The sequence below is a fragment of the Mycolicibacterium novocastrense genome (assembly GCF_001570485.1).
Classification (GTDB): Bacteria; Actinomycetota; Actinomycetes; order Mycobacteriales; family Mycobacteriaceae; genus Mycobacterium; species Mycobacterium novocastrense.
The window spans coordinates 165,084-188,754 of sequence record NZ_BCTA01000028.1; the positions used below are offsets into that span (position 1 = coordinate 165,084).

The window sequence follows — 23,671 nt, forward strand, 5'->3', positions numbered from 1 at the left end:
GTCGAACGATGAGCACACTTCACAAGGTCAAGGCCTACTTCGGTATGGCCCCGATGGACGATTACGACGACGAGTACTACGAGGACGACGACCGCGGCGCCTCCCGTGGGTATTCGCGCCGTGGTCGAGACGACCATTTCGACGACGACGGTTACGGCTCGGGGCACCGCGGCTACGACGACCGCGACTACGACGATGCGCCCGGCGGTTACCGCGGTTACGAGGACCGCTTCGAGCCGAGACTGCGCGCACCGCGCGAATTCGAGCGTCCCGCACCACGTTTCGCCCCGATGCGCGGTGCCACCCGCGGCGCGCTGGCCATGGACCCGCGCCGGATGGCCGAGCTGTTCGAGGCGGGCAGTCCTCTGGCGAAGATCACCACGCTGCGGCCGAAGGACTACAGCGAGGCCCGCACGATCGGCGAACGGTTCCGCGACGGAACCCCGGTGATCATGGACCTGGTCTCGATGGACAACGCCGATGCCAAGCGCCTCGTCGACTTCGCCGCGGGCCTGGCTTTCGCGCTGAGGGGGTCCTTCGACAAGGTCGCCACGAAGGTGTTCCTGCTGTCGCCGGCCGACATCGACGTGACGGCCGAGGAGCGGCGCCGCATCGCCGAGGCCGGCTTCTACTCCTATCAATAGGACGTCTCACCGACGGGTAGGCTGGCGTCGCGTGCGGGCTTGAGCGGTCTCTTTGGCGACTTGCCTGTATCAAGCCCGTATGAAAAGTCACATCTGTGCCCGTAGTGAGGACCGTCGGCGTTGTCGCTCTTCTTTGAAATCCTGGGCTTCGCCCTGTTCGTCTTCTGGCTGTTGTTGATCGCGCGGGTCGTGGTCGAGTTCATCCGGTCGTTCTCGCGGGACTGGCATCCGAAGGGTGCCACCGTGGTGATCCTCGAGATCATCATGACCTTGACCGATCCGCCGGTGAAGCTGCTGCGGCGCCTCATTCCCCAGCTCACGATAGGTGCGGTGCGGTTCGACCTGTCGATCATGGTGCTGCTGCTGGTCGCGTTCATCGGTATGCAACTGGCCTTCGGCGCGGCGGCCTGAGACCGCGCACGCAGCGGACGTTTGCCCAGAAGAAATTGAGCGGCGAAATGGTCGTCGGGTCACCGGCCGTGTTTGAAATTCGCTCTTAATTTCATCCTCTTCTGCTACGGCCGCGGCTGGTGTGACAGGATGGACGCCAGTTACGTTCCACCCACGCTTTACACTTTGAGACCGGTTGACTGTCCAGACTTCATAGGGGGCGACAATGCCGCTCACACCCGCCGACGTTCACAACGTCGCGTTCAGCAAGCCACCCATTGGCAAGCGCGGCTACAACGAGGATGAGGTTGACGCCTTCCTCGATCTGGTCGAGAACGAGCTGACGCGCCTCATCGAGGAGAACACCGACCTCCGGCAGCGTGTCGCCGAGCTGGAGCAGGAGTTGGCTTCCGGCGGTTCCGGCGGTGGCCAGTCGACACAGGCCATACCCGTCTACGAGCAGCCCGCCTCCGAGCCCGCTCCGACGCCGCAGCCTGCCTACGAGGCGCCCTCGGCGCAGGCCAGTGAGGACCAGGCGTTGAAGGCGGCCAAGGTGTTGAGCCTGGCCCAGGACACGGCGGACCGGTTGACCAGCACCGCCAAGGCGGAGTCGGAGAAGCTGCTCGCCGATGCGCGGGCGCAGGCCGACGCACTGGTGAGCGAGGCCCGCCAGACGGCCGAGACCACCGTGGCGGATGCTCGCCAGCGCGCCGACGCGATGCTGGCCGACGCCCAGACCCGGTCGGAGGCGCAGCTGCGCCAGGCGCAGGAGAAGGCCGACGCCCTGCAGGCCGACGCGGAGCGCAAGCATTCGGAGATCATGGGCACCATCAACCAGCAGCGCACGGTGCTGGAGGGCCGCCTCGAACAGTTGCGCACCTTCGAGCGCGAATACCGCACCCGGCTCAAGACCTATCTGGAGTCCCAGCTCGAGGAGCTCGGCCAGCGCGGTTCGGCCGCGCCCGTCGACTCCAGCGCCGGAAACGACGGTGGCGGCTTCAATCAGTTCAACCGGGGAAACAACTGAACCCCGGTCTGGCCTAGGGTTGATCAATGCTGATCGTTGCGCTCGTCCTTGCTGTCATCGGCCTCGCGGCGCTGGTGACCGCCGTTGTCACCAGCAATGAACTGATCGCCTGGGTCTGTATCGCGGCCAGCGTGATCGGTGTGGTGCTGCTGATCGTCGACGCGGTGCGGGAGCGGTCGGGCCGCAAGGCCGACACCGCCGCCGACGCGCAGACCGATGCCGACCCGGAGTACTACGAGGACTATCCCGACGACCAGACCGTCGCGGAGCAACCCGAGTACGCGGGCGAGCCCGGCGCGGACGACGAGACCACGGTCGTCGAACAAGCCGACTCCGGCGAAGACCGCCGCTAATCCATTGGGGCTGTTGCTAATTCCCGTCGGTTAACAGTTCGCGGACCTCGTCGTCGCTGACCTGATGGAAGTCGGCGAACACCTGGCCGACGGCCTCGAAGCCCGGGGGCATGCTCGCGCACACTACGTCGTCGGCTTCCCTGGTCAGCTCCCGGCACGCCGACGGCGGTCCGACCGGGACGGCGACCACGACCCGAGCCGGGTTCTGGGCCCGCACGGCCCGTACCGCGGCGAGCATGCTGGCTCCGGTGGCGATCCCGTCGTCGACGAGGATCACCGTCCGCCCCGCCAGTTGCGGCGGTGGCCGGTCGCCCCGGTAGACCCGCTGACGGCGACGCAACTCGTCGGTCTCGCGAGCGATCGCGGCTTGTATCGCCTCGTCGCCGATCCCGAGGCTGCGGACGAGGTTGTCGTTGATCACCACGCCGCCCCCGCTGGCCAGCGCACCCATGGCCAGCTCTTCCCACTGCGGCACCCCGAGCTTGCGGACCAGAAAGACGTCGAGGGGAGCCGCCAGCGAGCGGGCCACCTGCCAGGCGACCGGAACGCCGCCGCGCGCGAGACCCAACACCACCACATCGTGACCGCGGTAGGACGACAACTCGCCGGCCAGAACCTCGCCGGCCTCCCGGCGATCCTGATACAGGCGTTTGCCGCTTCGGCGGGCGAGCCCGCTCCATCCGTTCATGACAGCCGCTTCGATGTGGGACGTTGTCAGACTACGACCGTGGGTACCCCACCCGGACGCAATCCATCGGCACGACGGCGACGAATATCGAAACATGGGAATCGAATACGAGAGTGTCGTCGAGCATCCGCGCGACGAGGTGTTCGCCTGGTACGCACGACCCGGCGCGATGAGGCGCCTGGTCCCGCCGTGGCAGCCGATGAAGGTGATCGCCGAAGCGGGATCGCTGGCCGACGGGCGCGCGGTGCTCGGATTGCCGGGCGGTCTGCGCTGGATCGCCCAGCACGATCCGGACCGCTACGACCCGCCGCATCGCTTCGTCGACGTGCTGTCCTCCGACGGGCCGGCGTCGTGGCCGCCGCGCCTGGTCGGTCGGTGGACCCACATTCACGAGTTCGGCGAGGCCTCCGGCGGCACCCGGGTGTACGACCGCGTCGAGGCGCCGGTGCCGGCGGCGGCGTTGCGGAAAATGTTCGTCTACCGCCACCGCCAGCTGGCCGACGACCTGGCCGCCCACCGCGACGCCGCCGACGCCAGGCTGGCACCGCTGACCGTCGCGGTCACGGGTGCGTCGGGGCTGGTCGGCTCGGCGTTGACCGCGTTTCTGAGCACCGGAGGGCACCGGGTGATCCGATTGGTGCGACGGGCGGCGACGGGCCCGGACGAGCGGCGGTGGAACCCCGATCGGCCGGACCCCGGGCTGTTGACCGGGGTCGACGCCGTGGTGCACCTGGCGGGCGCCTCGATCGCCGGCAGGTTCACCGACGCCCACAAGGATGCGGTCCGCGCCAGCCGCGTCGAACCGACCCGTCGGCTCGCCGAGGCGGCGGCGCGGACCGACGACGGCCCCCGGATGTTCATCAGCGCGTCGGCGGTCGGCATCTACGGGTTCGACCGCGGGGATGCGGCGCTGACCGAGGAGAGCGTGGCCGGTGACGGCTTCCTGGCCGAGGTGGTCCGGGACTGGGAGGCGGCGACGGCTCCGGCCGCCGAGGCGGGGCTGCGGGTCGTCACCGTCCGGACGGGGATCGTGCAGTCCGCGCGTGGCGGCACGCTGCGGCTGATGCGGCCGCTGTTCGCCGCCGGCCTGGGTGGTCCGCTGGGCGGCGGCAGGCAGTGGCTGGCGTGGATCGCGCTCGATGATCTGCTCGACGTGTACCTGCGCGCACTCTACGACGATCGGATGGCCGGTCCGGTCAACGCCGTGGCCCCGCATCCGGTGCGCAACGCCGACTACACCCGGACGCTGGCGCGGGTGCTGCGTCGTCCCGCCGTCGTGCCGGTGCCGTCGTTCGGGCCGCGGCTACTGCTCGGTGAGCAGGGGGCCCGCGAACTCGCCGAGGCCGATCAACGGGTGCTGCCGGCCGCGTTGCAGGCGCTGGGGCATCGCTTCCGCCGTCCGTCGCTCGACGGTGCGCTCGCTCACGAGCTCGGGCACGGTTGACCGACCACGCGCGTCACGAAACCGTGCACGAGACGTCGCACCCTTTTGGCCGGATCGTGCGCCAACGCGGTTGTCTGGGAACGTAATTCGTCGTGGGTGAGACCGAACGCGGCGACCTCGCCGACGTCGTCGTCGCCCAACCATCGGTCCAGCAGCTCGAGGTCGACCTCGGGGTGGAATTGCAGGGCGAGCGTGCGGCCGAGCAGGAACGCCTGGGAAGCGGTCGCGGTGCGGGCCAGTTCGGTGGCACCGGGCGGCAGTGTCCAGCGGTCGTAGTGCCACTGAAACCACCGGCCGCCGGGCACCAGCAGGGGATCGGTGGACTCGACGTCATACCAACCGATCTCGGGCGACGGCGCTCGTGTGACCGTTCCGCCGAAGGTCTGCGCCAGCAATTGTCCGCCGAAGCAGACGCCGAGGATCGCGATCCCGGCGTCGGCGGCGCAGCGCATCATCGTCATCTGTTCGCCGACCCAGGTGCGGCCCAGCGCGTCGTCGTAGACGGGCCAGCGCGCACCCAGGGGCACGAGCACGTCGTAGTTGGTCGGGTCGGGGAAAGTGACGTGGCCGGCCGGGGAGTGCGCGCGTCCGGCGGGCACCACCTCGAAGGTGTGCACGTCGAAACCCGCGTCGACGAACGCCTCGCCCAGCAGCGCCTCGGTCGCGATGGGGTCGTTGTAGAGGAACAGGGCTTTTGCCGTCACGCGCCCCATTATTTCGCGCGTAGATCCCGTGTCGAGTGGGCATCCCACGGGGTGTCAGTCCTGGCCGAATGGTTTCTCACCGCCGGTGAACGCGGCAATCCCGATTGGGAACTGCCCGCGTGGAGTGAGGGTAATCAGGCCGAGGCGTTGATTCACGGCGCGTCGTATTTCGATCGGCTCGTTACGGAGGTCGAGGCGCTCGGCGCGGGAGATCACCTGTTCTTCGCCGACTGGCGTGGCGACGCCGACCAGAGGTTGCGCGACAACGGCCCGACCGTCGCCGAACTGTTCCGCGCGGCGGCCGAACGCGGCGTGCTCGTCAAGGGCCTGATGTGGCGGTCGTATCCGAATCGCTTGCAGTTCAACGAGGAGCAGAACCGCCATCTGGCCGAGACCATCGAGCGCGCGGGCGGGGAGGTGTTGCTCGATCAACGGGTACTGGTGGGCGGATCACATCATCAGCGACTGGTACTGCTGCGTCACCCGGAAGAACCGGATCGCGACGTCGCGTTCATCGGAGGCATCGACCTGAGCCACTCGCGCCGTGACGACGCGTCGCATCGCGGTGATCCGCAGGCGGTGCAGATGTCGAGCCGGTACGGGGAGCGGCCGCCGTGGCACGATGTGCAACTACAGGTGCGCGGTCCGGTCATCGGCGCGCTGGACGTCACGTTTCGGGAGCGGTGGACGGCGCGGGCGCCGTTGGATCTGTTCAACCCGCTCGCGTGGCTGCGCGACAGGTTCGGTGGCCATTCGCGACGACGCCCGTTGCCGGACCAGCCACCGGATCCGCCGGCCTGCGGGCCGCACGCGGTGCAGGTGCTTCGCACCTACGGTGACGCGTTGATCGAGTACGAGTTCGCCAAGGAGGGCGAACGCAGCATCGCGCGCGGTTACACAAAGGCGATCCGGCGCGCCCGGCGCCTGATCTATCTGGAGGATCAGTATCTGTGGTCCGAAGAGGTCGCCAACCTGCTCGTCGGCGCGCTGACCGAGAACCCCGAACTGCAGCTGGTGGCCGTCGTGCCACGGTATTTCGATCTCGAGGGTGGTTTGGGTCGGCCACCGACGCTGGTCGGGCGCCAGCTGGCACTCGACGCGTGCCGACGCGCCGCGCCTGACCGGGTGCACGTGTTCGACGTCGAAAATCACGAGGGGACACCGGTTTACGTGCACTCCAAGGTGTGCGTCATCGACGACACCTGGGCCTGCATCGGCAGCGACAACTTCAATCGCCGGTCGTGGACGCATGACAGCGAACTGTCGTGCGCGGTGCTCGACGCCGACGACAGGTTCGCGCGCGATCTGCGGCTGCGGTTGCTGCGCGAGCACCTCGATCGGGCGGAGGACGGTAGCCAAGACGAGGGTCTGGTCGACGCGGCGACCGCCGTCGACGAGATCATCGCCTGTGCAGAGACTTTGGAAAAGTGGCATCGGTCGGGCCGCTCCGGCCCGCGACCACCCGGGCGGCTGCGGCCACACGAGAGCGAACGGGTCGATCCGCTGACGCGGCTGTGGGCCGAACCCGCCTACCGGATGATCTTCGACCCCGATGGTCGCTCGTACCGCGACCGGTTGTTGCGGCGGCGCCCGTGAACGTCGAGGAGTGGTTCCTGACCGCACAGGAGCGCGGCAACCCCGCATCGGACCTCCCGGCGTGGTGCGACGGCAACCGCGTCGAACCGCTCGTGCACGGCTCGACCTACTGCGACCAGCTCGCCACCGAGGTGGAGGCGCTCGGGCCGGGTGACTACGTGTTCTTCACCGACTGGCGTGGCGACCCGGATCAGAAGATGCGCGACGACGGTCCCACTGTTCGCGAATTGTTCTGCCGCGCAGCCGAACGCGGTGTGGTGGTCAAGGGCCTGGTGTGGCGGTCGCATCTGGACGAACTCTCCTACAGCGAAGAAGAGAACCGCCATCTCGGTGAGCACATCGAGAAGGCCGGCGGTGAGGTCTTGTTGGACCAGCGGGTGCGCATCGGCGGTTCGCACCACCAGAAGCTGGTCGTGATCCGGCATCCCGGTGAGCCGGAGCGTGATGTGGCGTTCGCGGGAGGGATCGATCTGTGTCACTCGCGCAGGGATGACGCCTCGCATCGCGGCGACCCGCAGGCGATCGAGATGTCGCCGCGCTACGGCGACCGTCCGCCGTGGCACGACGTGCAATTGCGGCTGCAGGGGCCTGTCGTCGGCGCGTTGGACACGACGTTTCGCGAGCGGTGGACCGATCCCGCGTCGCTGGACATGCTGAACCCCCTGGCGTGGCTGCGGGACAAGTTCAGTGGCGCGGACATGACGGCCGACGCGCTGCCGGAGCAACCGCCGGACCCGCCACGGTGTGGTCCGCACAGCGTGCAGGTGCTGCGGACCTATCCGGATGCCCACTTCGCGTACGACTTCGCACCGCACGGCGAGCGCAGCATCGCACGCGCGTACAGCAAGGCGGTGCCGCGTGCCCGCCGGCTGATCTACCTGGAGGACCAGTACCTGTGGTCGAAGCGGGTGGCCGACCTGTTCGCCGCCGCGCTGCGGGACAATCCCGATCTGCATCTGGTCGCGGTGGTGCCGCGCTACCCCGACGTCGACGGCCGGCTGGCGTTGCCGCCCAACCAGGTCGGCCGTTGGCAGGCCATCGAGACGTGTCACCGCGCCGCACCGGACCGGGTGCATGTATTCGACGTCGAGAACCATGAGGGCACACCGGTGTACGTGCACGCCAAGGTGTGCGTGATCGACGACGTGTGGGCGTGTTCGGGCAGCGACAACTTCAACCGACGATCATGGACGCACGACAGCGAGTTGTCCTGCGCCGTACTGGATTCCGACGGTGTGTTCGCCCGCGACTTCAGGCTGCGGCTGATGCGCGAGCACTTGGACCGGGCCGAGGACGGCAGCGAGGACGGCGGACTGGTCGATCCGGTCACCGCGGTGTCCGAGATCGTCGAGGCCGCCGAGGCGTTGGAGGGGTGGTACGCCTCCGGTCGTAGGGGACCGCGACCGCCGGGCCGGTTGCGCCCGCACAAGGCCGAGCGGCTCGGGCTGCTGACGCGGTTGTGGGCCGAGCCCGTGTACCGGTTCATGTACGACCCGGACGGGCGGTCGTACCGGGACCGGCTCCGGCGCAAGCTGTGAACCCGGCGCCCGGGGAGAGATCTACGCGTTTGCGCTGATGTTTTGCCGATACGCGGGTCGCATGCTGGCTAGCATGAGCGCACTCGAGTGGAGCGAACTTGGTGTGAGCGGACTGCCGACCGGAACCGTGACGTTGCTGCTGGCCGACGTCGAGGGGTCGACGCGGTTGTGGGACTCGCAGCCCGAGGAGATGCGCGCGGCCATCCGGCGGCTCGACGCGACGCTGGCCGATCTCGTGATCATGAACAACGGTGCCCGCCCCGTCGAGCAGGGCGAGGGCGACAGCTTCGTGCTGGCCTTCGCGCGCGCCAGCGATGCGGTGGCCTGCGCGCTGGCGTTGCAGCGGGCGCCGCTGGCCCCGATCCGGCTGCGCATCGGCGTGCACACCGGTGAGATTCAACTACGCGACGAAGGCAACTACATCGGGACGACGATCAACCGCACGGCGCGGCTACGCGATCTCGCACACGGCGGGCAGACGGTGCTGACGGGTGCGACCGAATCCATGGTCGTCGACTATCTGCCCGAGGGTGCGTGGCTTTCCGACCTCGGATCGCATCCGCTACGGGACCTGCCCCGACCCGAACGGGTAGTACAGCTGTGCCATCCCGACATCCGCAACGACTTCCCGCCCCTGCGTACGGCCGACGCCGCGCTGAGACACGACCTGCCCGCGCAGCTGACGCGATTCATCGGACGCCGCAAGCAGATCGGCGAGATCGGTGAGCTGCTGACCGGCCGCCGGCTGGTGACGCTGACCGGTGCGGGCGGGGTGGGCAAGACGCGGCTGGCCGTGCAGATCGCTGACCGCACCGATCTGCCGTCGGTCTGGTATGTGGACCTTGCTCCGATCAGCGATCCGGATCTCGTGCCCGTCGCCGTGCTGCGAGCGCTCGGGGTACCGGATCAGCCGGGTCGCTCGACGTTGGACAGCATCATCGAATTCATCGGCCAGCATGCGGGACTGGCAGTGCTCGACAACTGCGAGCATCTGCTCGACGTCAGTGCCGAGTTGATCACCACTCTGCTGGAGCGGTGTTCTGCGCTGCGGTTCCTGGCCACCAGCCGAGAACCGATCGGCGTCGAAGGTGAGCTCGTGTGGCGGGTGGCATCGCTGGCGATCGACGACGAAGCCGTCGAGTTGTTCGTCGACCGCGCCCGCCATGTCCAGTCGGATTTCACTCCCTCGGATGAGGAACTCGCGATCGTCGGCGAGATCTGCAGACGTCTGGACGGCATGCCGCTGGCCATCGAGCTGGCGGCCGCCCGAGTCCGCGCCCTGTCCGTGCGGGAGATCCTCGACGGCCTGCACGACAGGTTCCGCCTGTTGACGGGCGGATCACGAAAAGCGGTGCGTCGCCAGCAGACCCTCAAAGCATCCGTGGACTGGTCGCATCAGATGTTGACCGAACCCGAACGAGTCGTCTTCCGGCGCCTGGCGGCGTTCGCCGGAGACTTCGACCTCGACGCCGCGCAGGCGGTGGCCACGGGCGGAGAGGTCGAGCGCTTCCAGGTGCTCGATCTGCTGATGCTCCTGGTGGACAAGTCACTGGTGTTGGCCGAAAGCTCCAGTGGGCGAGTGCGATACCGGTTACTGGAAACGGTCCGCCAGTACGCGCTGGACAAACTCGGTGAGTCCGGCGAAGCCGACACGGTGCGCGGCCGCCACCGGGATCACTACAACTCGATGACCGCTCAACTCGAGGTACCGGGATGCGCCGAGTATGACCGCCTCGTCTCACAGGCCGAACTCGAAATCGACAACCTCCGTGCCGCTTTCGCGTGGAGCAGGGAGCGTCAGGACGTCGACGCGGCGTTGCGCCTCGCAAGCTCGCTGCAACCGCTGTGGCTCATGCGCGGACGGGTCAAAGAGGGGTTGTCCTGGTTCAACGCCGTGCTGAGCGACCCGGCGCTAGAGGGGGCGTCCGATGTTGCAGCCCGGCTCAGTGCGATCGCCGATCGGGCGGTGCTCCACGCGTGGGCGGTCACGGTCGGCGTCACCGATGACCTCGAACAGGCCCTGGCGACGGCGAGGGAACTCGACGACCCCGCATTGTTGCTTCGGGTGCTGGTGTCGTGTGTCGGGGCGGCCACGTTCGACGCGCAGGCGGCCTACCCGTATATCGACGAAGCTCTCGAGTTGGCACGGCTATTGGGCGATCGGTGGCGACTGTGCCAGATCCTCGCGTGGAAGGCGCTCATCGCCATCCTTCTCGGAGATCCGGTGGCGGCCCGGACGGCCGGCGAGGAGGGCCAATCGCTGGCCGAGGAAGTCGGAGACGTGTTCATGGCGCGCATGAACCGTTACTGGGGCCCGGCGCTGGCGGCGTTCCAGCACGGCGATCTGAAGTACGGCACAGAGTCATTGCAGGCACTTCTTGCTGAGGCCGACGCATCAGGGGACGTGCTGCACGGCCTCCTTGCGCGTATCGGTCTTGCGCACGTATCTGTATCGACGGGCGACCCCGCCGCGGGTCGAAGTTTGGCCGAGGCGGCCATTGAAACCGCATCCACGGTCGGTCCCTACCTCGAACCATGGGCGTACGCGCCGCTGGCTTACGCTGCCCTCGCCGAGGGCGATCTGAAAGCGGCTGCGCGGGCGTGTGATTTGGCGTCGCAGCGCATCAATGCACAGCCCGAAACGGCGATAACGAACGTCAATCCACTGGCCGAGCTCGAACTCGCCAAAGGTGATTTGCGCGCTGCCAGAGAGTATGCGGACGTTGACGTGTCGCTGATGCATGGGTGGCATCTGGCGCGTGCCCTGGTGATCCGTGCTCGCGTCGCGATGGCGCAGGGTGAACCGGCTCAGGCCTTCGAAGATCTGCGCCGAGCGCTCGACTGCATTGCCGCCCATCAGACCTATCAAATCGCGCCCGATGCCTTCGAGGTGCTCGGTGAGTTGACAGGTGTGGCCGGCGATCAGCGCAATGCTGCGCGGTTCCTCGGTGCCGCCGATGCCATGCGGGAACGCATGGGACTGGTCCGGCTCCGGGTGCACGACGCGACGTACGCGGAATCGGTGTCGCTACTCACGGAGTCCCTCGGAAAGAACGACTTCGAGGCGCTGCGGGACGAAGGGACCGCGTTGTCCATCGAAGAGGCCATCGCGTATGCGCAGCGCGGGCGTGGTGAGCGAAAGCGACCGTCGACAGGCTGGGCCTCATTGACTCCGACCGAGCTCGGCGTGGTCCGATTGGTCGCCGAGGGACTCGGCAACAAGGACATCGCCGCACGGCTCTTCGTGTCGCATCGCACGGTGCAGACGCACCTGACCCACGTTTACACGAAGCTCGGACTGGCGTCGCGGGTGCAGCTGGCTCAGGAGGCCGCGCGGCACGCTTAGGATCGCCGTATGACAGTCGTTCTGGTGCATGGCAATCCGGAGACGGATGCGATCTGGGGTCCGCTGGTCGATGCGCTCGGCCGCGATGATGTGGTGCGGCTTTCTCCGCCCGGATTCGGTGCACCGCTGCCGGACGACTTCTCGGCGACTTATCTCGATTATCGCGACTGGCTCGAGCGCGAACTGGAGCGATTCGACGAGCCGGTCGATCTGGTGGGACACGACTGGGGCGGCGGTCACGTCGTCAACGTGGCGATGCACCGTCCCGAACTCCTGCGCACCTGGGCCAGTGACGTCGTGGGGTTGTTCGATGCCGACTACGTCTGGCATGACCTCGCGCAGGTGTGGCAGACGCCGGGAGCCGGCGAGGAACTGGTCGAGGCGATGATGGGCGGCACGGTCGCGGACAGGACGGCGCAGATGGCCGATCTCGGGCTGCCAATCGATATCGCGACATCGCTGGCGAAGGCCCAAGGCCCGGAGATGGGGCGCGCGATCCTGGTGCTGTACCGATCGGCCGCCCAGCCGGTTCTTCGCAAAGCCGGGCGCGGGTTGGGCACCGCCGCGTCGCGGCCCGGCCTGTCGATACTCGCCACCGAGGATCCGTACGTCGGAACCGACGAGATGCGCCGGCGTGCGGCCGAGCGTGCCGGCGCGCGGACCGAAGTTCTCGAGGGGCTCGGACACTGGTGGATGGTCCAGGATCCGGCGCTCGGGGCCGAGGTGCTCACGCGCTTCTGGGAGACCGCCGCTGACTGACGGTCGTGTCGGCTCAGCCGTTCGCGCGCATTTCTGATGAGTCAACGTGTCGGTGGGCCCTGGCATACTCGAACACATGTTCGACTCGGAGTTCTCGGAGGCTGACGACGCGGCCGTCGTCGCTGCGATCGAGGAGAGCACGCGGGCCGAAGCAAGGGCGGGAGCCCGTCGGCTGGCGGCCATCGCCGAACTCGCCCGCCGCCGAGTCGACGATGACGACCGAGCAGCATTCGACGGTTGGGATGCGGCCGCCGCCGAAGTCGCGGCCGCTATGACCGTCGGCCACAGGCGGGCCTCGGCACAGATGCGCATAGCGATCGCACTTCGGGACCGGCTTCCGCGCGTTGCTGCGCTGTATCTGCAGGGCGCCATCAACTCCCGGGTTGTCTCGGCGCTCACGTGGCGCACACAGCTCGTTTACGACGATGAGGCGCTGGCCTTGATCGACGCTGCCCTTGCAGAAGGCGCGACGAAATGGGGTCGCCTGTCCGATGACAAGCTCGAGAGGGCAATTGACGCGTGGGTCGAGCGGTACGATCCAGAAGCCTTGCGCCACAGCGAAACAACCACGCGCAGCAGAGACTTCTCGGTCGGCGACATCGACGATCCGGCAGGAACCACGTCGGTGTGGGGCCGGCTGCTGGCCACGGATGGGGCGGTTCTCAAACGTCGCATCGCTGCAATGGTGCAGGGCCTGTGCGATGCCGATCCTCGATCCGCCGGGGAGCGCCGATCGGACGCGGTCGGTGCGATGATCTCGGGCAATGACCGCCTCGCGTGCCGCTGCGGATCTGATACGTGTCCGTCGGCTGACGTGCCGCGGTCGTCGAACGTCGTCGTCAACGTTTTCGCCGAGCGGTCAGCGGCCGAAGCGGCATTACAGCAGCCGACGGCCCGCGAGTCCGACGCACCTGCCCCGGCAGCCCGCGAGTCCGACGCACCTGCCCCGACAGCCGGCGAGTCGAAGGCCAAGCCGCCCACAGCACTCCTCCTCGGCGAGGACATCCTGCCTGCACCGTTGCTGGCCCAACTGATCCGCGATGGCGCGAAGATCCGTCCGATCAAACTGCCCAGCGACGAGCCCGAGCCGCGTTACCGCCCGTCGGCGGACTTGGCCCAGTTCGTGCGCATGCGAGATCTGCACTGCCGGGCCCCCGGCTGCAGCGCGCCAGCCGATCGTTGCGACATCGACCACACCGCCCCGTATCCGTTCGGTCCGACACATGCGTCAAATCTCAAGTGCCTGTGTCGAAAACATCATCTAGCCAAGACATTTGGTGGATGGGACGATGTTCAGCTGCCAGACGGCACGGTGATCTGGACCTCGCCGAGCGGTCGGAAATACACCACCAGACCCGGAAGCAAGCTGTTCTTTCCGACGTGGGATACGACGACCGCTGACCTTCCTCCGCCACCGACCTCGCCGCCGACGGTCTGCGACCGCGGGCTGATGATGCCGCTGCGACGGCGTAGCCGCGCCGCCGAATACGCCGCGCGAATCAAGGCCGAACGCGCGAGGAACCGGCGACTGGCGCCGTTCTGAAACCTGCGGCGCTTTCGCCGAGGTGTGCGGCGGCCTCTTCGAAGAAGCCCCTTTGAAGGTGCCGCGGAGTGGCCCCGGCCACATTTGTTTCGGCTCGGTTTCGTGCACCCCGCACGCGTATCCGTTACGTATGTGAGCTGGAGTTGACGTTTACGTCACGATGACGCAACGGATGCGGAATGGGTTCGGGCGACTCTGGTGCCCGTGAAGACTCTGAGCCGCAGCCGCACCATCGAAGATTGGGACGCCGAGGACGTCGAGGCCTGGGAATCCGGCGGTAACAAGATCGCCAAGCGGAACCTGATCTGGTCGATCTTCGCCGAGCACGTCGGATTCTCGGTGTGGTCGATCTGGTCGGTGATGGTGCTGTTCATGCCCCAGGACGTCTACGGCATCGACGCGGCGGGCAAGTTCTACCTCGTCGCCATGCCCACACTGGTCGGCGCGTTCATGCGGATCCCGTACACCATCGCACCCGCGCGATTCGGCGGGCGCAACTGGACCATCGTCAGTGCCCTGCTGCTGCTGATCCCCACCGTGCTGACGCTGTGGGCGATGAGCAACCCCGACACGACCTACACCACGTTCATGATCGTGGCCGCCGTCGCGGGAGTCGGCGGCGGCAACTTCGCCTCCTCGATGACCAACATCAACGCGTTCTACCCGCAGCGGCTCAAGGGCTGGGCGCTCGGCCTGAACGCCGGCGGCGGCAACATCGGAGTACCGGTGATCCAGCTGGTCGGCCTGCTGGTGATCGCCACCGTCAGCAACACTGCACCCGAAATCGTCTGCGCCATCTACCTTGTCCTGATCGCGTTGGCCGCGCTTGGGGCTGCCCTGTTCATGGACAACCTCGGCAACCAGCGGTCCAACCTCGGCGCCATGGTAGAGGCGTTGCGGTTCAAGCACTCCTGGGTGATGAGCTTCCTCTACATCGGCACCTTCGGTTCGTTTATCGGCTTCTCATTCGCCTTCGGACAGGTGCTGCAGATCAACTTCCTCGCCGGCGGTGACACCCCCGCGCAGGCCTCGCTGCACGCCGCCCAGATCGCGTTCATCGGCCCGCTGCTCGGTTCCATCTCGCGCCCCTTCGGCGGCAAGCTGTCCGACCGGGTCGGTGGCGGCAGGGTCACCCTCTACACCTTCATCGCGATGATCTTCGCCGCCGGAATCCTGGTGGCGGCGGGCGTGCTCGACGACGGCATGGCAGGCGCGGCCACCGGCGGGCAGATGGCCGCCTACGTGACCGGATTCATCCTGCTGTTCATCCTGTCGGGTATCGGCAACGGCTCGACCTACAAGATGATCCCGTCGATCTTCGAGGCCAAGGCCCAGGGCCGCGACGAATGGAGCCGCGAGGACAAGGCCGCCTGGTCGCGCAGCATGTCCGGCGCGCTGATCGGCTTCGCCGGTGCGGTCGGCGCCCTCGGCGGCGTGTTCATCAACGTCGTCCTGCGCGCCTCGTACGTCAGCGACGCCAAATCGGCCACCAACGCGTTCTGGGTGTTCCTCGGGTTCTACGTGATCTGCGCGATCGTCACGTGGTTCGTGTTCCTGCGCATGCAGACCTCGCGGTCCGGCGCCGGCGAGCAGGTCGGCCGCGCCGCTTCACCGGTGCCCGCTTGACGCCGATGGTGACTCGGACGGCGTGCTCGTACTGCGGCGTGGGCTGCGGTATCGAGGTGCACACCGCCACCGACCGCGAGACCGGCAACCCGGTCATCGCGCGGGTCTCCGGGGACAAGCTGCATCCAGCCAATTTCGGCAGGCTGTGCACCAAGGGCGCCACCCACGCCGAGTTGATGCGCGCCGCAGACGGCCGGCTGACCTCGGCGATGCTGCGGCCCAGCCGTGACGAGGAACTGGTCCCGACCCCGGTCGACGACGCCGTCGCCGAGGCGGGTCGACGATTGCGGGCGATCGTGGAGCAGCACGGTCCCGACGCGGTCGCGCTCTACGTCTCGGGCCAGATGTCCATCGAGGCGCAGTATCTCGCCACGAAGCTGGCCAAGGGGTTCCTGCGTACGGTGCACATCGAGTCGAACTCACGGCTGTGCATGGCCAGCGCGGGAACCGGTTTCAAACAATCACTGGGCGCCGACGGCCCGCCTGGGTCGTACGCCGATTTCGATTGCAGCGATCTGTTTTTCGTCATCGGCTCCAACATGGCCGACTGCCACCCCATTCTCTACCTGCGCATGGCCGACCGGCTGAAGGCGGGCGCCAAGCTGATCGTCGTCGATCCGCGCCGCACCACGACCGCCGAACGCGCCGACCTCTTCCTGCAGATCAAACCCGGCACCGATCTCGCACTGCTGAACGGGCTGCTGCATCTGCTCGTCGAAAACGGCGACATCGACCAGGAATTCATCGACGCACACACCGAGGGCTGGGAGGCGATGCCGGCATTCCTCGCCGACTACACGCCCGAAAGCGTCGCTCAGGTCACGGGTCTGGCGGAGGCCGACATCCGGCTCGCCGCGCGGATGATCGCCGACGCGGAGGAGTGGCTGAGCTGCTGGACGATGGGGCTCAACCAGAGCACGCACGGCACCTGGAACACGAACGCGATCTGCAACCTGCACCTGGCCACGGGCGCGATCTGCCGACCGGGCAGCGGACCGATGTCGCTGACCGGACAGCCCAACGCGATGGGCGGACGCGAGATGGGCTACATGGGACCGGGATTGCCGGGGCAGCGCTCGGTGACCTCGGCGCAGGACCGCGCATTCGTCGAGGAGCAGTGGGGCGTGGCGCCCGGCACGATCCGCGCGGACGTCGGACCGGGCACCATCGACATGTTCCGGCAGCTCGCCGACGGCGACATCAAGGCATGCTGGATCATCTGCACCAATCCCGTTGCCAGCGTGGCCAACCGGTCGACGGTCATCGAAGGGCTGCGGTCCGCCGAGCTCGTCATCACCCAGGACACCTACAGCGCAACCGCCACCAACACCTACGCCGACATCGTGCTACCCGCGACCATGTGGGCGGAATCCGATGCGGTGATGGTCAACTCCGAGCGCAACCTCACCCTGCTGCAGCAGTCCATCCCGGCGCCCGGACAGGCCAGGCCCGACTGGCAGCTGATCTGCCAGGTCGCAGCCCACCTGGGTTTCGGCGAGCACTTCGCCTACACCTCCAGCGAGCAGGTCTTCGACGAGATCCGGCGATTCTGGAACCCCAAGTCGGGCTATGACCTTCGCGGCGTCAGCTATGCGCGGCTACGGGAAACACCGGTGCAGTGGCCATGCCCACCCGACGATCCGCAGGATCGCCATCCCATCCGCTACCTCAACGACGGTGTGAGCCAAGAGTTCTTCGTCGACGGGCACGGTCGCGCACCGCGGCTGGCCTTCCCGACCCCGTCGCGGCGGGCGGTCTTCCACGCCCGCCCGCACATGGACGCGCGGGAACTGCCCGACGACGAGTACCCGCTGACCCTGAACACCGGCCGGCTACAACACCAGTGGCACACCATGACCAAAACGGGACGCGTCGAGTCGCTCAACAAGTTGACCGGTGAGCCGTTCGTCGAGGTGCATCCCGAGGACGCGCTGCAGCTGGGCATCGAGAACGGACGACCGGTCGAACTCACGACGCGACGGGGGCGCGCGGTGTTGCCCGCCGCCGTCACCGAGCGCGTCCGCCCCGGCAGTTGTTTCGTGCCGTTCCACTGGAACGACGAGCACGGCGGAAACCTCACAATCAACGCGTTGACCAACGACGCCGTCGACCCCGACTCGCTGCAGCCCGAATTCAAGGTCTGCGCGGTCAACCTGCAGCCCGTTGCCTCCCCGACGCTCACCGATCAGGAAACGCTCTATGTGTCAGGCTTTTTCAGCGGCCTGGCCGAGGCGCAGTCGGAGGTTCCGGTGCTGCCCGACTCCGCGCCCGTATCCACTGAGGTGCGGCAGTGGATCAACGGTTTGCTCGCCGGGCAGGCTCACCGCCCGTCAGAAGAACCGGCCGCCCGAACACAACTCGACGACGGGCCGCTCGTGCTGTGGGCCTCCCAGACGGGCAACGCCGAGGACTTCGCCTCGCGGCTGGCCGAGCGGCTCGGCAACGCCCAGCTGGTCAACATGGACGATGTCGCGCCAGCGGACCTCGTGGCCGCCCGCGACGTGCTCGTCGTCACCAGCACGTTCGGCGACGGCGGACCGCCCGACAACGGTGCGGGCTTCTGGCAGCGGCTGGCATCCGACGAGGCGACGCGGTTGACCGGCGTGCGGTACGCGGTGCTGGGTATCGGCGACCGCTCCTACGACGACTTCTGCGGACACGCCAAGGCCGTCGACACCAGGCTGGCCGACCTCGGCGCCGTCCGGCTGCTCGAACGCGCCGACTGCGAGGCCTACGACGACGAGCGGATGCGACGCTGGGCCGACGACGTCACCGCACTGCTCAATCCGGGGATCTCACCGTCGACCGGTAGCGTCTCGACACTCGTACGGCCCACCACTGTCGCGCAGCCGTTCACCCGGGCGCGTCCTCTCGTCGTGCCGCTGTCCCGCAATATGGTGCTCAACGGGCCGGCCTCCCGAAAAGAGGTGCGCCAGTTCGGTTTCGACATCTCCGAACACGACGTCACCTACGCCGCGGGTGATTCGCTGGGGGTGTGCGCCACCAACGATCCGGCAATGGTCGACGCGTGGCTGGCGGCCACCGGGATGCCGGCTCAGCACACCGTCGAGGTCGACGGGGCCGAGCAGCCTTTGCGCGACGCGCTCATCAGCCACTTCGACTTCTGCCGGGTCACTCCAGACCTGGTGCGCTTCATCGCCGAGCACAGCCGCGGCGCCAAGCCGTTGCGCGCGCCCAAGGCCAAGCTGGACAAGTGGCTGATCGGCCGCAACGGCTTGGACCTCGTCCAGGAGTTCGTCGTGCACGCCGATCCCGACGAGTGGCGCGAAGTGCTGGTCAGGCTGACCCCGCGTAGCTACTCGATCTCGTCGAGTCCGCTGGTCAGCCCCAGCGAGGTACAGCTGACGGTGTCGGTGGTGCGCTACCGCGGCGCAGACGGCGGCCGTCGTGGCGGCGTCTGCTCGACGTTCCTGGCCGACCGCGCATCGTCGGCGCCGGTCTTCCTGCAGCGCTCACCGCACTTCCGCCCGCCGGAGGACGGCTCGGTGCCGATGATCATGGTCGGCCCCGGTACGGGCGTCGCGCCGTTCCGCGGCTTCCTACAGGAGCGACGGGCGCTCGGGCACCGCGGTCGCAACTGGCTGTTCTTCGGTGAGCAGCACCGTGCTCAGAACTACTACTACAGCGACGATTTCGAGGACATGGCGCGAGACGGGTTGCTCGACCGGTTGGATCTCGCGTTCTCCCGCGACCAGGCCTCGCGCGTGTACGTCCAGCATCGGATGCTCGAACAAGGGGCCGAGCTGTGGCGCTGGCTCGACGACGGCGCGCACTTCTACGTCTGCGGCGACGCCACCCGCATGGCCAAGGACGTCGACGCCGCGTTGACCACGATCATCGAGCGGCACGGCGGAATGTCGCACGACCAGGCGCACGACTACAAACGTGAGCTGGTCGCGGCCAAACGCTACGTGCGCGACGTCTACTGACCTGGTGTCCGAGGGGGGACTTGTCCGTCTACGACACGGGTCGTGGTCTGGCGATTGGGGCGCTGACCGCTTCGGTCAAGCACCGGTCCACGTTTTTCGCTCAATCGCAACCCTGAGGAGCTCGCCCATCGGGCGGCCAGCCGTCGGTACCGGACTCAAGCGGAATATTCAGAGATCGAAGCAGGATCGAAAAGAGCCGCCAATTGGCGATTGCTCCGACAAGTTCGACCAAAACGGCGTGATCGCTATTGAATGCCTTCTGGCACCCAGCCCAGTTTTCCTCGGAGATGACCCCGTCGCGTACCACATCATCGGTCGCTGCGAGGACCGCACGCTCGACTGGCCCGAGGCTTTCGGAATTCTGCCAGTCGCGCACCGCCAGGAGATCATGCTCAGGCACGCCGAGCAGTGTGGCGATTCGCCAATGTTGAGTCCATTCGTATTCGGAGCCAGTAATCCAGCCGATGCGCATGATGACCAGCTCGCGTAGCCGCGCGTCAAGGGAACCGCGGAAGAGTAACGCGTCTAGCAGCCCATACAGCGCAACCGCCACACGCGGCTGATGAAGTGCCACGCGGAATACCGACAGGTCTGCCAACTCTTCGGGCAACCCACATTCGGCAGCTCGCAGCTGGGCCTGCTCACGGTCGAGCATCGGTACGCGTTCCGCCATGGTCACGGGTGGCCCTCTCTGTTGAACCTCTGCCCACGCCGTTAGGGCGTGGGCAAAAAGACGTTGTGCAGCGCCCCACTTGATCGGGCACTTTCATCTGCAAGCGAAGTGAGCAGCTGCGCGAGCCCAGCGAATCCGGTTGATTCTCTGGTGATCCGGTCGAACGGCCAGCGGCCCAGGGCGAGAATCTCGAGGGCTGCCCGGTGGGCGGGATACTCCACGCCGAGTGCGCCTACGACGTGTAATTCTTTATAGACCAACAAGTCTGGTTCAAACCGGGGCGTGCCGCCTCCTCCACGGGTGCCGGCCACCACAATTGTGCCGCCGGGCCTGGCAAGGCCGACGGCATCGGCGAACGCGGAGGGTGCTTTAGCGGTGACGTCGACGACCACGTCGGCAAGCCGTCCGCCTGTCTCACGCTGGAGCGCGGTCACTGCATCGTCCTGCGATACATCGATGGGCAGGTCGACACCGAATGATCTGGCTATGGCCAGTCGTTGTTCGTCGCGTGGGCCTACGCCGGTCATCGCGACGAACGCGGCTCCCGCCTCTTTGGCCGCCACCGCCGCACAGATTCCGCGGATGCCGGGCCCCAGGATCGCTACGACGTCCCCGGCCTTGGTGTCGGGAAGAGTCGCCCCCCACTGGATACCGGCCCCGAGAGGGTTGAACAACGTGGCGAGAACGGGGTCCATGTCTTCGGCAATCGGGAGCAGCATCGCGTCCCACGGAAGCTCCACATGGGTGGCGTATCCGCCCCATAAGCCCGCGCCGACCTCCACGTCGACAAACCCGAACATGGTGGCGATGCCGTTCACCGCGCACCGCCGGTATTCGCCGCGGCGGCACTCGGGGCAGTCTCGGCAGGACCGGAACACCTCAACGGCCACGCGCTGGCCGGCTTGTACACCCCAGCGTTGGCCAGCCGCAGCGCCAACATGTTCGACGATGCCGACGATTTCGTGCCCTGGAACGAATGAGAAGCCGGCAGGCAGGTGTCCGGTGAATTGTTCGTGATCTGTTCCGCACAGACCGCATGCTTCAACTCGCAGGATCGCACCCCGGTCGCCGACGTCGGGGATGGTCATCTGGCGCCGCTGCAGACTCCGCGGTCCGGTCAGCACCATCGCCTCGGCGATCATGGAAGCTCGAACCCGGTGAACGACCCTGTGTTTCGGAGGCACACCGTTTTACCTACGTACATTTCCGCGCCCATCGCCTCGGCGATCTGCGGATCGTCGCTGCGTGCGACGACTCTTTGCCCGTCGGACAGGTGCGCGATGATCGGAGTCCATCGAGGTTGGCCGTCTCGGTCGTAGACGACGGTGTATCCGTCGACTGTCGCGCAACCGGTCGCCTCGTCGGCGCCTGCGACGGCCAGCCGCGATGAATCGATTTGAGCTTGTTCGACCGCCGTGTCGAGCAGTCGCCACCCGGCTGGTGGCGGGGTGGCCGACCACACACCGACCGAATGCTTCGTCGAATACCACCCGAGGCCGGTGACGAGTCCGGCATCGGTTGGGTCGCGTCGGCACCGTCGGACCATCTCCACGATCGAGTGGCTGACGTAATTGTTTCCGGGACCGCCGTGATAAGGCAGGCCTCCGGTTACTGTGAGGCCTCTGTCGTCGAGGGGGTCCAAGTCGAGAGCCTCGGCAGCCATCTCAATTGCCGACGGGAAGCAGGAGTAGAGGTCGAACCACCGGATGTCGTCGGTGGTCAACCGGCCCGCATCGAGAGCCTTCCGTGCCGCTACCTCGATACCCGATGAGCGGCTGAGGTCCGGCCGTTCCACGGGGAAGTACACGTCGTTGCAAGTCGCTGCTGACCAGGGAAAGACCCAACGATCGCGCGCGACGCCTAATTCGTCCGCCACCTCGGCCGCCATGAGAATGAAGGCGGCAGCCATGTCGACGGACATGATGCTGTTGAGCAGCTTGGGATAGGGCAAGCAGACCATGCGGTTTTCCGCGGTGACTTCGCTGAGTTCGGTGGCACTTCGTGCGCGTGGGAACCAGGCCTGTTCCGGATGGCGTGCCGCCTCGGCTGTGAACGGGGCCATCAGCGTGCCCAGCCACTCCCGTTGAGCATCGAAGTCGCGGCCGTGGCGCGCGGCGATCGCGGACTCGAAGATGGGATACACCTCGTGCGGCCAACTCAGACCCACCGACAATTCGGCTTGACTCAGCCCGGGGCGGGCGTCGCCCAGGGATTCGTCGTCGGAGCGGGGTGGGGGCGGCGAGTCGAGAAGTGCCCCGCCCTGAAGCTTGCGTGCGGAATGCCCGCTCTCCGCCCCGACGACCAGGACGACATCTGCACGGCCTTCGCCTATTTCGCCACCCAACACTTCGACGAGATACTGCGGGGTGTTTCCGCCGACGGGACAGCTGATGCGGCGGGCGGGACTGATGTGCATCGCTTCGGCGATCCTGCTGGCGGGATTGTCGCGCGGTATGACCAGGATGCCCGGAGTCGCGACGGTGTCGATGCGCCGCTCGACCGGGCGACTTGCGTCTTTGACCGCGCGGCGTGCGGCTTCTACCGCCAAGTCGATCGGGTCCACGAAGTCGTTCCCGCGATGGGTAACTTCGCCCACGCCGACGACAACCGGGGTACGCGCTTCTACCAACATCGGCATCGGCATCCGCTCAGGGCCACGGGGCTGACTTGAGACATAACTGCGATGGTGTCATGTGCGTGGGCAAGTCACAATGGTGTGCGCTCGCGGCATACTGGCTGTGTGTCGACGAGGTTGTTGAGATGGGGCGCCGCCGCGCCGACAGATCGTGGGTCCGCTCGCGACCGGTTGCTCGATGCTGCCGAGCGGTGCCTCGAGAGTTGCGGTGTGGTGGGCACGACCATGGAGGACATCGGCAGAACAGCGGGTGTGTCCAGGGCAACGGTGTATCGCTACTTCCCCAGTCGGGAGGCGGTGATGTCGGGTGTCATCATTCGCGCCGCCGAGCGCTATCTCGACCGCATCAGCCCGCGGATCGCGGCGCACGCCGACCTGGGCTCCGCGCTCGTCGATTTCGTGGAATACACGGTTGAGGCCGCGCGCCGCGAAGAGATCATCGGATTGTTGTTCGGCAGCGACGAGGAACTCGCCGGCGTGGGTCTCGCGGCGGGGACCTCGACGTCCCTCTTCGAAATCGTCACCGAATTTCTGCGTCCCATCTTCACCAGACACTGGAGTTGCGTGGAACCGGGCGTCTCCGTCGACGACGCCGCCGAGTGGGTTGTCCGCACGATATTGAGCCTGCTGACTGTTCGAGGGCCGCGGGAGCGCAGTCGTGACGGACTCCGGGCGTTTCTGTCGAGGTTTCTCCTTCCGGCGATCCTGGCGGGTGACCACGCTCGACCGATGTGACATCTATGGCGTAATGTCTC

Annotated in this window: 18 protein-coding genes; 13 read left to right on the forward strand and 5 right to left on the reverse strand. The window is 67.0% G+C overall.

Translation table 11 applies throughout. The features are described 5' to 3' along the window. The first annotated feature begins 8 nt into the window (after window positions 1–8). From RMCN_RS11405 to RMCN_RS11420, 4 genes are all read left to right on the forward strand, one after another. Window positions 9–644 carry a cell division protein SepF gene (locus tag RMCN_RS11405; protein ID WP_067389172.1) on the forward strand — a complete coding sequence of 212 codons (636 nt, stop codon included), beginning with the start codon at window positions 9–11 and terminating at the stop codon, window positions 642–644. Between the two features lie 120 nt (window positions 645–764). Further along, window positions 765–1,055 (forward strand): YggT family protein, encoded by a 291-nt coding sequence (locus RMCN_RS11410; RefSeq protein ID WP_064349985.1) that lies wholly within the window; start codon window positions 765–767, stop codon window positions 1,053–1,055. A gap of 205 nt (window positions 1,056–1,260) precedes the next feature. Continuing rightward, window positions 1,261–2,061 carry a DivIVA-like cell division protein Wag31 gene (gene wag31, locus RMCN_RS11415; protein WP_067389175.1) on the forward strand — a complete coding sequence of 267 codons (801 nt, stop codon included), beginning with the start codon at window positions 1,261–1,263 and terminating at the stop codon, window positions 2,059–2,061. Between the two features lie 26 nt (window positions 2,062–2,087). Beyond that, complete coding sequence (locus RMCN_RS11420; RefSeq protein WP_064416359.1) at window positions 2,088–2,414, forward strand: hypothetical protein; 327 nt, start codon at window positions 2,088–2,090, stop codon at window positions 2,412–2,414. Window positions 2,415–2,430: 16 nt separating this feature from the next. Here RMCN_RS11420 and RMCN_RS11425 read toward each other — a convergent pair whose 3' ends face one another. Next, the gene (locus tag RMCN_RS11425) at window positions 2,431–3,102 is read right to left on the reverse strand and encodes a phosphoribosyltransferase (protein ID WP_067389176.1); all 672 of its coding nucleotides are present in this window, start codon (window positions 3,100–3,102) and stop codon (window positions 2,431–2,433) included. Window positions 3,103–3,196: 94 nt separating this feature from the next. Here RMCN_RS11425 and RMCN_RS11430 point away from each other — a divergent pair, with 94 nt between their 5' ends. After that, window positions 3,197–4,546, forward strand: a complete 1,350-nt coding sequence (locus RMCN_RS11430; RefSeq protein ID WP_067389179.1) for a TIGR01777 family oxidoreductase — start codon at window positions 3,197–3,199, stop codon at window positions 4,544–4,546. On the opposite strand, the gene RMCN_RS11435 is transcribed toward RMCN_RS11430, so the two are convergent. Next, window positions 4,525–5,259 (reverse strand): type 1 glutamine amidotransferase, encoded by a 735-nt coding sequence (locus tag RMCN_RS11435; RefSeq protein WP_067389181.1) that lies wholly within the window; start codon window positions 5,257–5,259, stop codon window positions 4,525–4,527. The genes RMCN_RS11430 and RMCN_RS11435 overlap by 22 nt on opposite strands. 42 nt (window positions 5,260–5,301) lie before the next feature. Here RMCN_RS11435 and RMCN_RS11440 point away from each other — a divergent pair, with 42 nt between their 5' ends. The 7 genes from RMCN_RS11440 to RMCN_RS11470 all read left to right on the forward strand — a co-directional run bounded on the left by RMCN_RS11440 (window position 5,302) and on the right by RMCN_RS11470 (window position 19,608). Beyond that, window positions 5,302–6,846, forward strand: a complete 1,545-nt coding sequence (locus RMCN_RS11440) for a phospholipase D family protein (RefSeq protein ID WP_067389183.1) — start codon at window positions 5,302–5,304, stop codon at window positions 6,844–6,846. Further along, entirely contained in the window at window positions 6,843–8,384 is a 1,542-nt protein-coding gene (locus tag RMCN_RS11445; RefSeq protein WP_067389185.1) for a phospholipase D family protein, read from the forward strand. Before RMCN_RS11440 ends, RMCN_RS11445 begins: the two co-directional genes overlap by 4 nt. 73 nt (window positions 8,385–8,457) lie before the next feature. After that, entirely contained in the window at window positions 8,458–11,730 is a 3,273-nt protein-coding gene (locus tag RMCN_RS11450) for a helix-turn-helix transcriptional regulator (protein ID WP_110765815.1), read from the forward strand. A gap of 9 nt (window positions 11,731–11,739) precedes the next feature. Further along, window positions 11,740–12,489: an alpha/beta fold hydrolase gene (locus RMCN_RS11455; RefSeq protein ID WP_067389189.1), complete on the forward strand. Its 750-nt coding sequence runs from the start codon at window positions 11,740–11,742 to the stop codon at window positions 12,487–12,489. A gap of 76 nt (window positions 12,490–12,565) precedes the next feature. Then, window positions 12,566–14,032: an HNH endonuclease signature motif containing protein gene (locus RMCN_RS11460; RefSeq protein ID WP_067389191.1), complete on the forward strand. Its 1,467-nt coding sequence runs from the start codon at window positions 12,566–12,568 to the stop codon at window positions 14,030–14,032. A gap of 195 nt (window positions 14,033–14,227) precedes the next feature. Next, window positions 14,228–15,658, forward strand: a complete 1,431-nt coding sequence (locus RMCN_RS11465) for a nitrate/nitrite transporter (protein WP_067389193.1) — start codon at window positions 14,228–14,230, stop codon at window positions 15,656–15,658. Between the two features lie 5 nt (window positions 15,659–15,663). Next, a complete protein-coding gene (locus RMCN_RS11470) occupies window positions 15,664–19,608 on the forward strand; it encodes a bifunctional nitrate reductase/sulfite reductase flavoprotein subunit alpha (protein ID WP_201028833.1) in 3,945 nt (1,314 codons plus the stop codon). Between the two features lie 100 nt (window positions 19,609–19,708). Here RMCN_RS11470 and RMCN_RS11475 read toward each other — a convergent pair whose 3' ends face one another. Genes RMCN_RS11475 through RMCN_RS11485 form a run of 3 tightly spaced genes read right to left on the reverse strand, consistent with a single transcriptional unit; the run spans window position 19,709 to window position 22,913 of the window. After that, on the reverse strand, window positions 19,709–20,287 hold the full coding sequence (locus RMCN_RS11475; RefSeq protein WP_014382408.1) for a carboxymuconolactone decarboxylase family protein: 579 nt from the start codon (window positions 20,285–20,287) through the stop codon (window positions 19,709–19,711). Between the two features lie 35 nt (window positions 20,288–20,322). Next, a complete protein-coding gene (locus tag RMCN_RS11480) occupies window positions 20,323–21,423 on the reverse strand; it encodes a zinc-dependent alcohol dehydrogenase (protein WP_017205332.1) in 1,101 nt (366 codons plus the stop codon). Continuing rightward, complete coding sequence (locus RMCN_RS11485) at window positions 21,420–22,913, reverse strand: acetyl-CoA acetyltransferase (protein WP_024445489.1); 1,494 nt, start codon at window positions 22,911–22,913, stop codon at window positions 21,420–21,422. Before RMCN_RS11485 ends, RMCN_RS11480 begins: the two co-directional genes overlap by 4 nt. An 84-nt stretch (window positions 22,914–22,997) precedes the next feature. Here RMCN_RS11485 and RMCN_RS11490 point away from each other — a divergent pair, with 84 nt between their 5' ends. Next, window positions 22,998–23,651 (forward strand): TetR/AcrR family transcriptional regulator, encoded by a 654-nt coding sequence (locus tag RMCN_RS11490; protein ID WP_370474583.1) that lies wholly within the window; start codon window positions 22,998–23,000, stop codon window positions 23,649–23,651. The last annotated feature ends 20 nt before the right edge of the window (window positions 23,652–23,671 follow it).

What these genes read in the sequence shown, in the direction of transcription:
- wag31 (WP_067389175.1), top strand. Translation starts at nt 1,261, where the DNA reads ATGCCGCTCACACCCGCCGACGTTCACAACGTCGCGTTCAGCAAGCCA.
- RMCN_RS11435 (WP_067389181.1), bottom strand. Translation starts at nt 5,259, where the DNA reads ATGGGGCGCGTGACGGCAAAAGCCCTGTTCCTCTACAACGACCCCATC.
- RMCN_RS11480 (WP_017205332.1), bottom strand. Translation starts at nt 21,423, where the DNA reads ATGATCGCCGAGGCGATGGTGCTGACCGGACCGCGGAGTCTGCAGCGG.
- RMCN_RS11430 (WP_067389179.1), top strand. Translation starts at nt 3,197, where the DNA reads ATGGGAATCGAATACGAGAGTGTCGTCGAGCATCCGCGCGACGAGGTG.
- RMCN_RS11420 (WP_064416359.1), top strand. Translation starts at nt 2,088, where the DNA reads ATGCTGATCGTTGCGCTCGTCCTTGCTGTCATCGGCCTCGCGGCGCTG.
- RMCN_RS11470 (WP_201028833.1), top strand. Translation starts at nt 15,664, where the DNA reads ATGGTGACTCGGACGGCGTGCTCGTACTGCGGCGTGGGCTGCGGTATC.
- RMCN_RS11405 (WP_067389172.1), top strand. Translation starts at nt 9, where the DNA reads ATGAGCACACTTCACAAGGTCAAGGCCTACTTCGGTATGGCCCCGATG.
- RMCN_RS11425 (WP_067389176.1), bottom strand. Translation starts at nt 3,102, where the DNA reads ATGAACGGATGGAGCGGGCTCGCCCGCCGAAGCGGCAAACGCCTGTAT.
- RMCN_RS11455 (WP_067389189.1), top strand. Translation starts at nt 11,740, where the DNA reads ATGACAGTCGTTCTGGTGCATGGCAATCCGGAGACGGATGCGATCTGG.
- RMCN_RS11485 (WP_024445489.1), bottom strand. Translation starts at nt 22,913, where the DNA reads ATGTTGGTAGAAGCGCGTACCCCGGTTGTCGTCGGCGTGGGCGAAGTT.
- RMCN_RS11460 (WP_067389191.1), top strand. Translation starts at nt 12,566, where the DNA reads ATGTTCGACTCGGAGTTCTCGGAGGCTGACGACGCGGCCGTCGTCGCT.
- RMCN_RS11450 (WP_110765815.1), top strand. Translation starts at nt 8,458, where the DNA reads ATGAGCGCACTCGAGTGGAGCGAACTTGGTGTGAGCGGACTGCCGACC.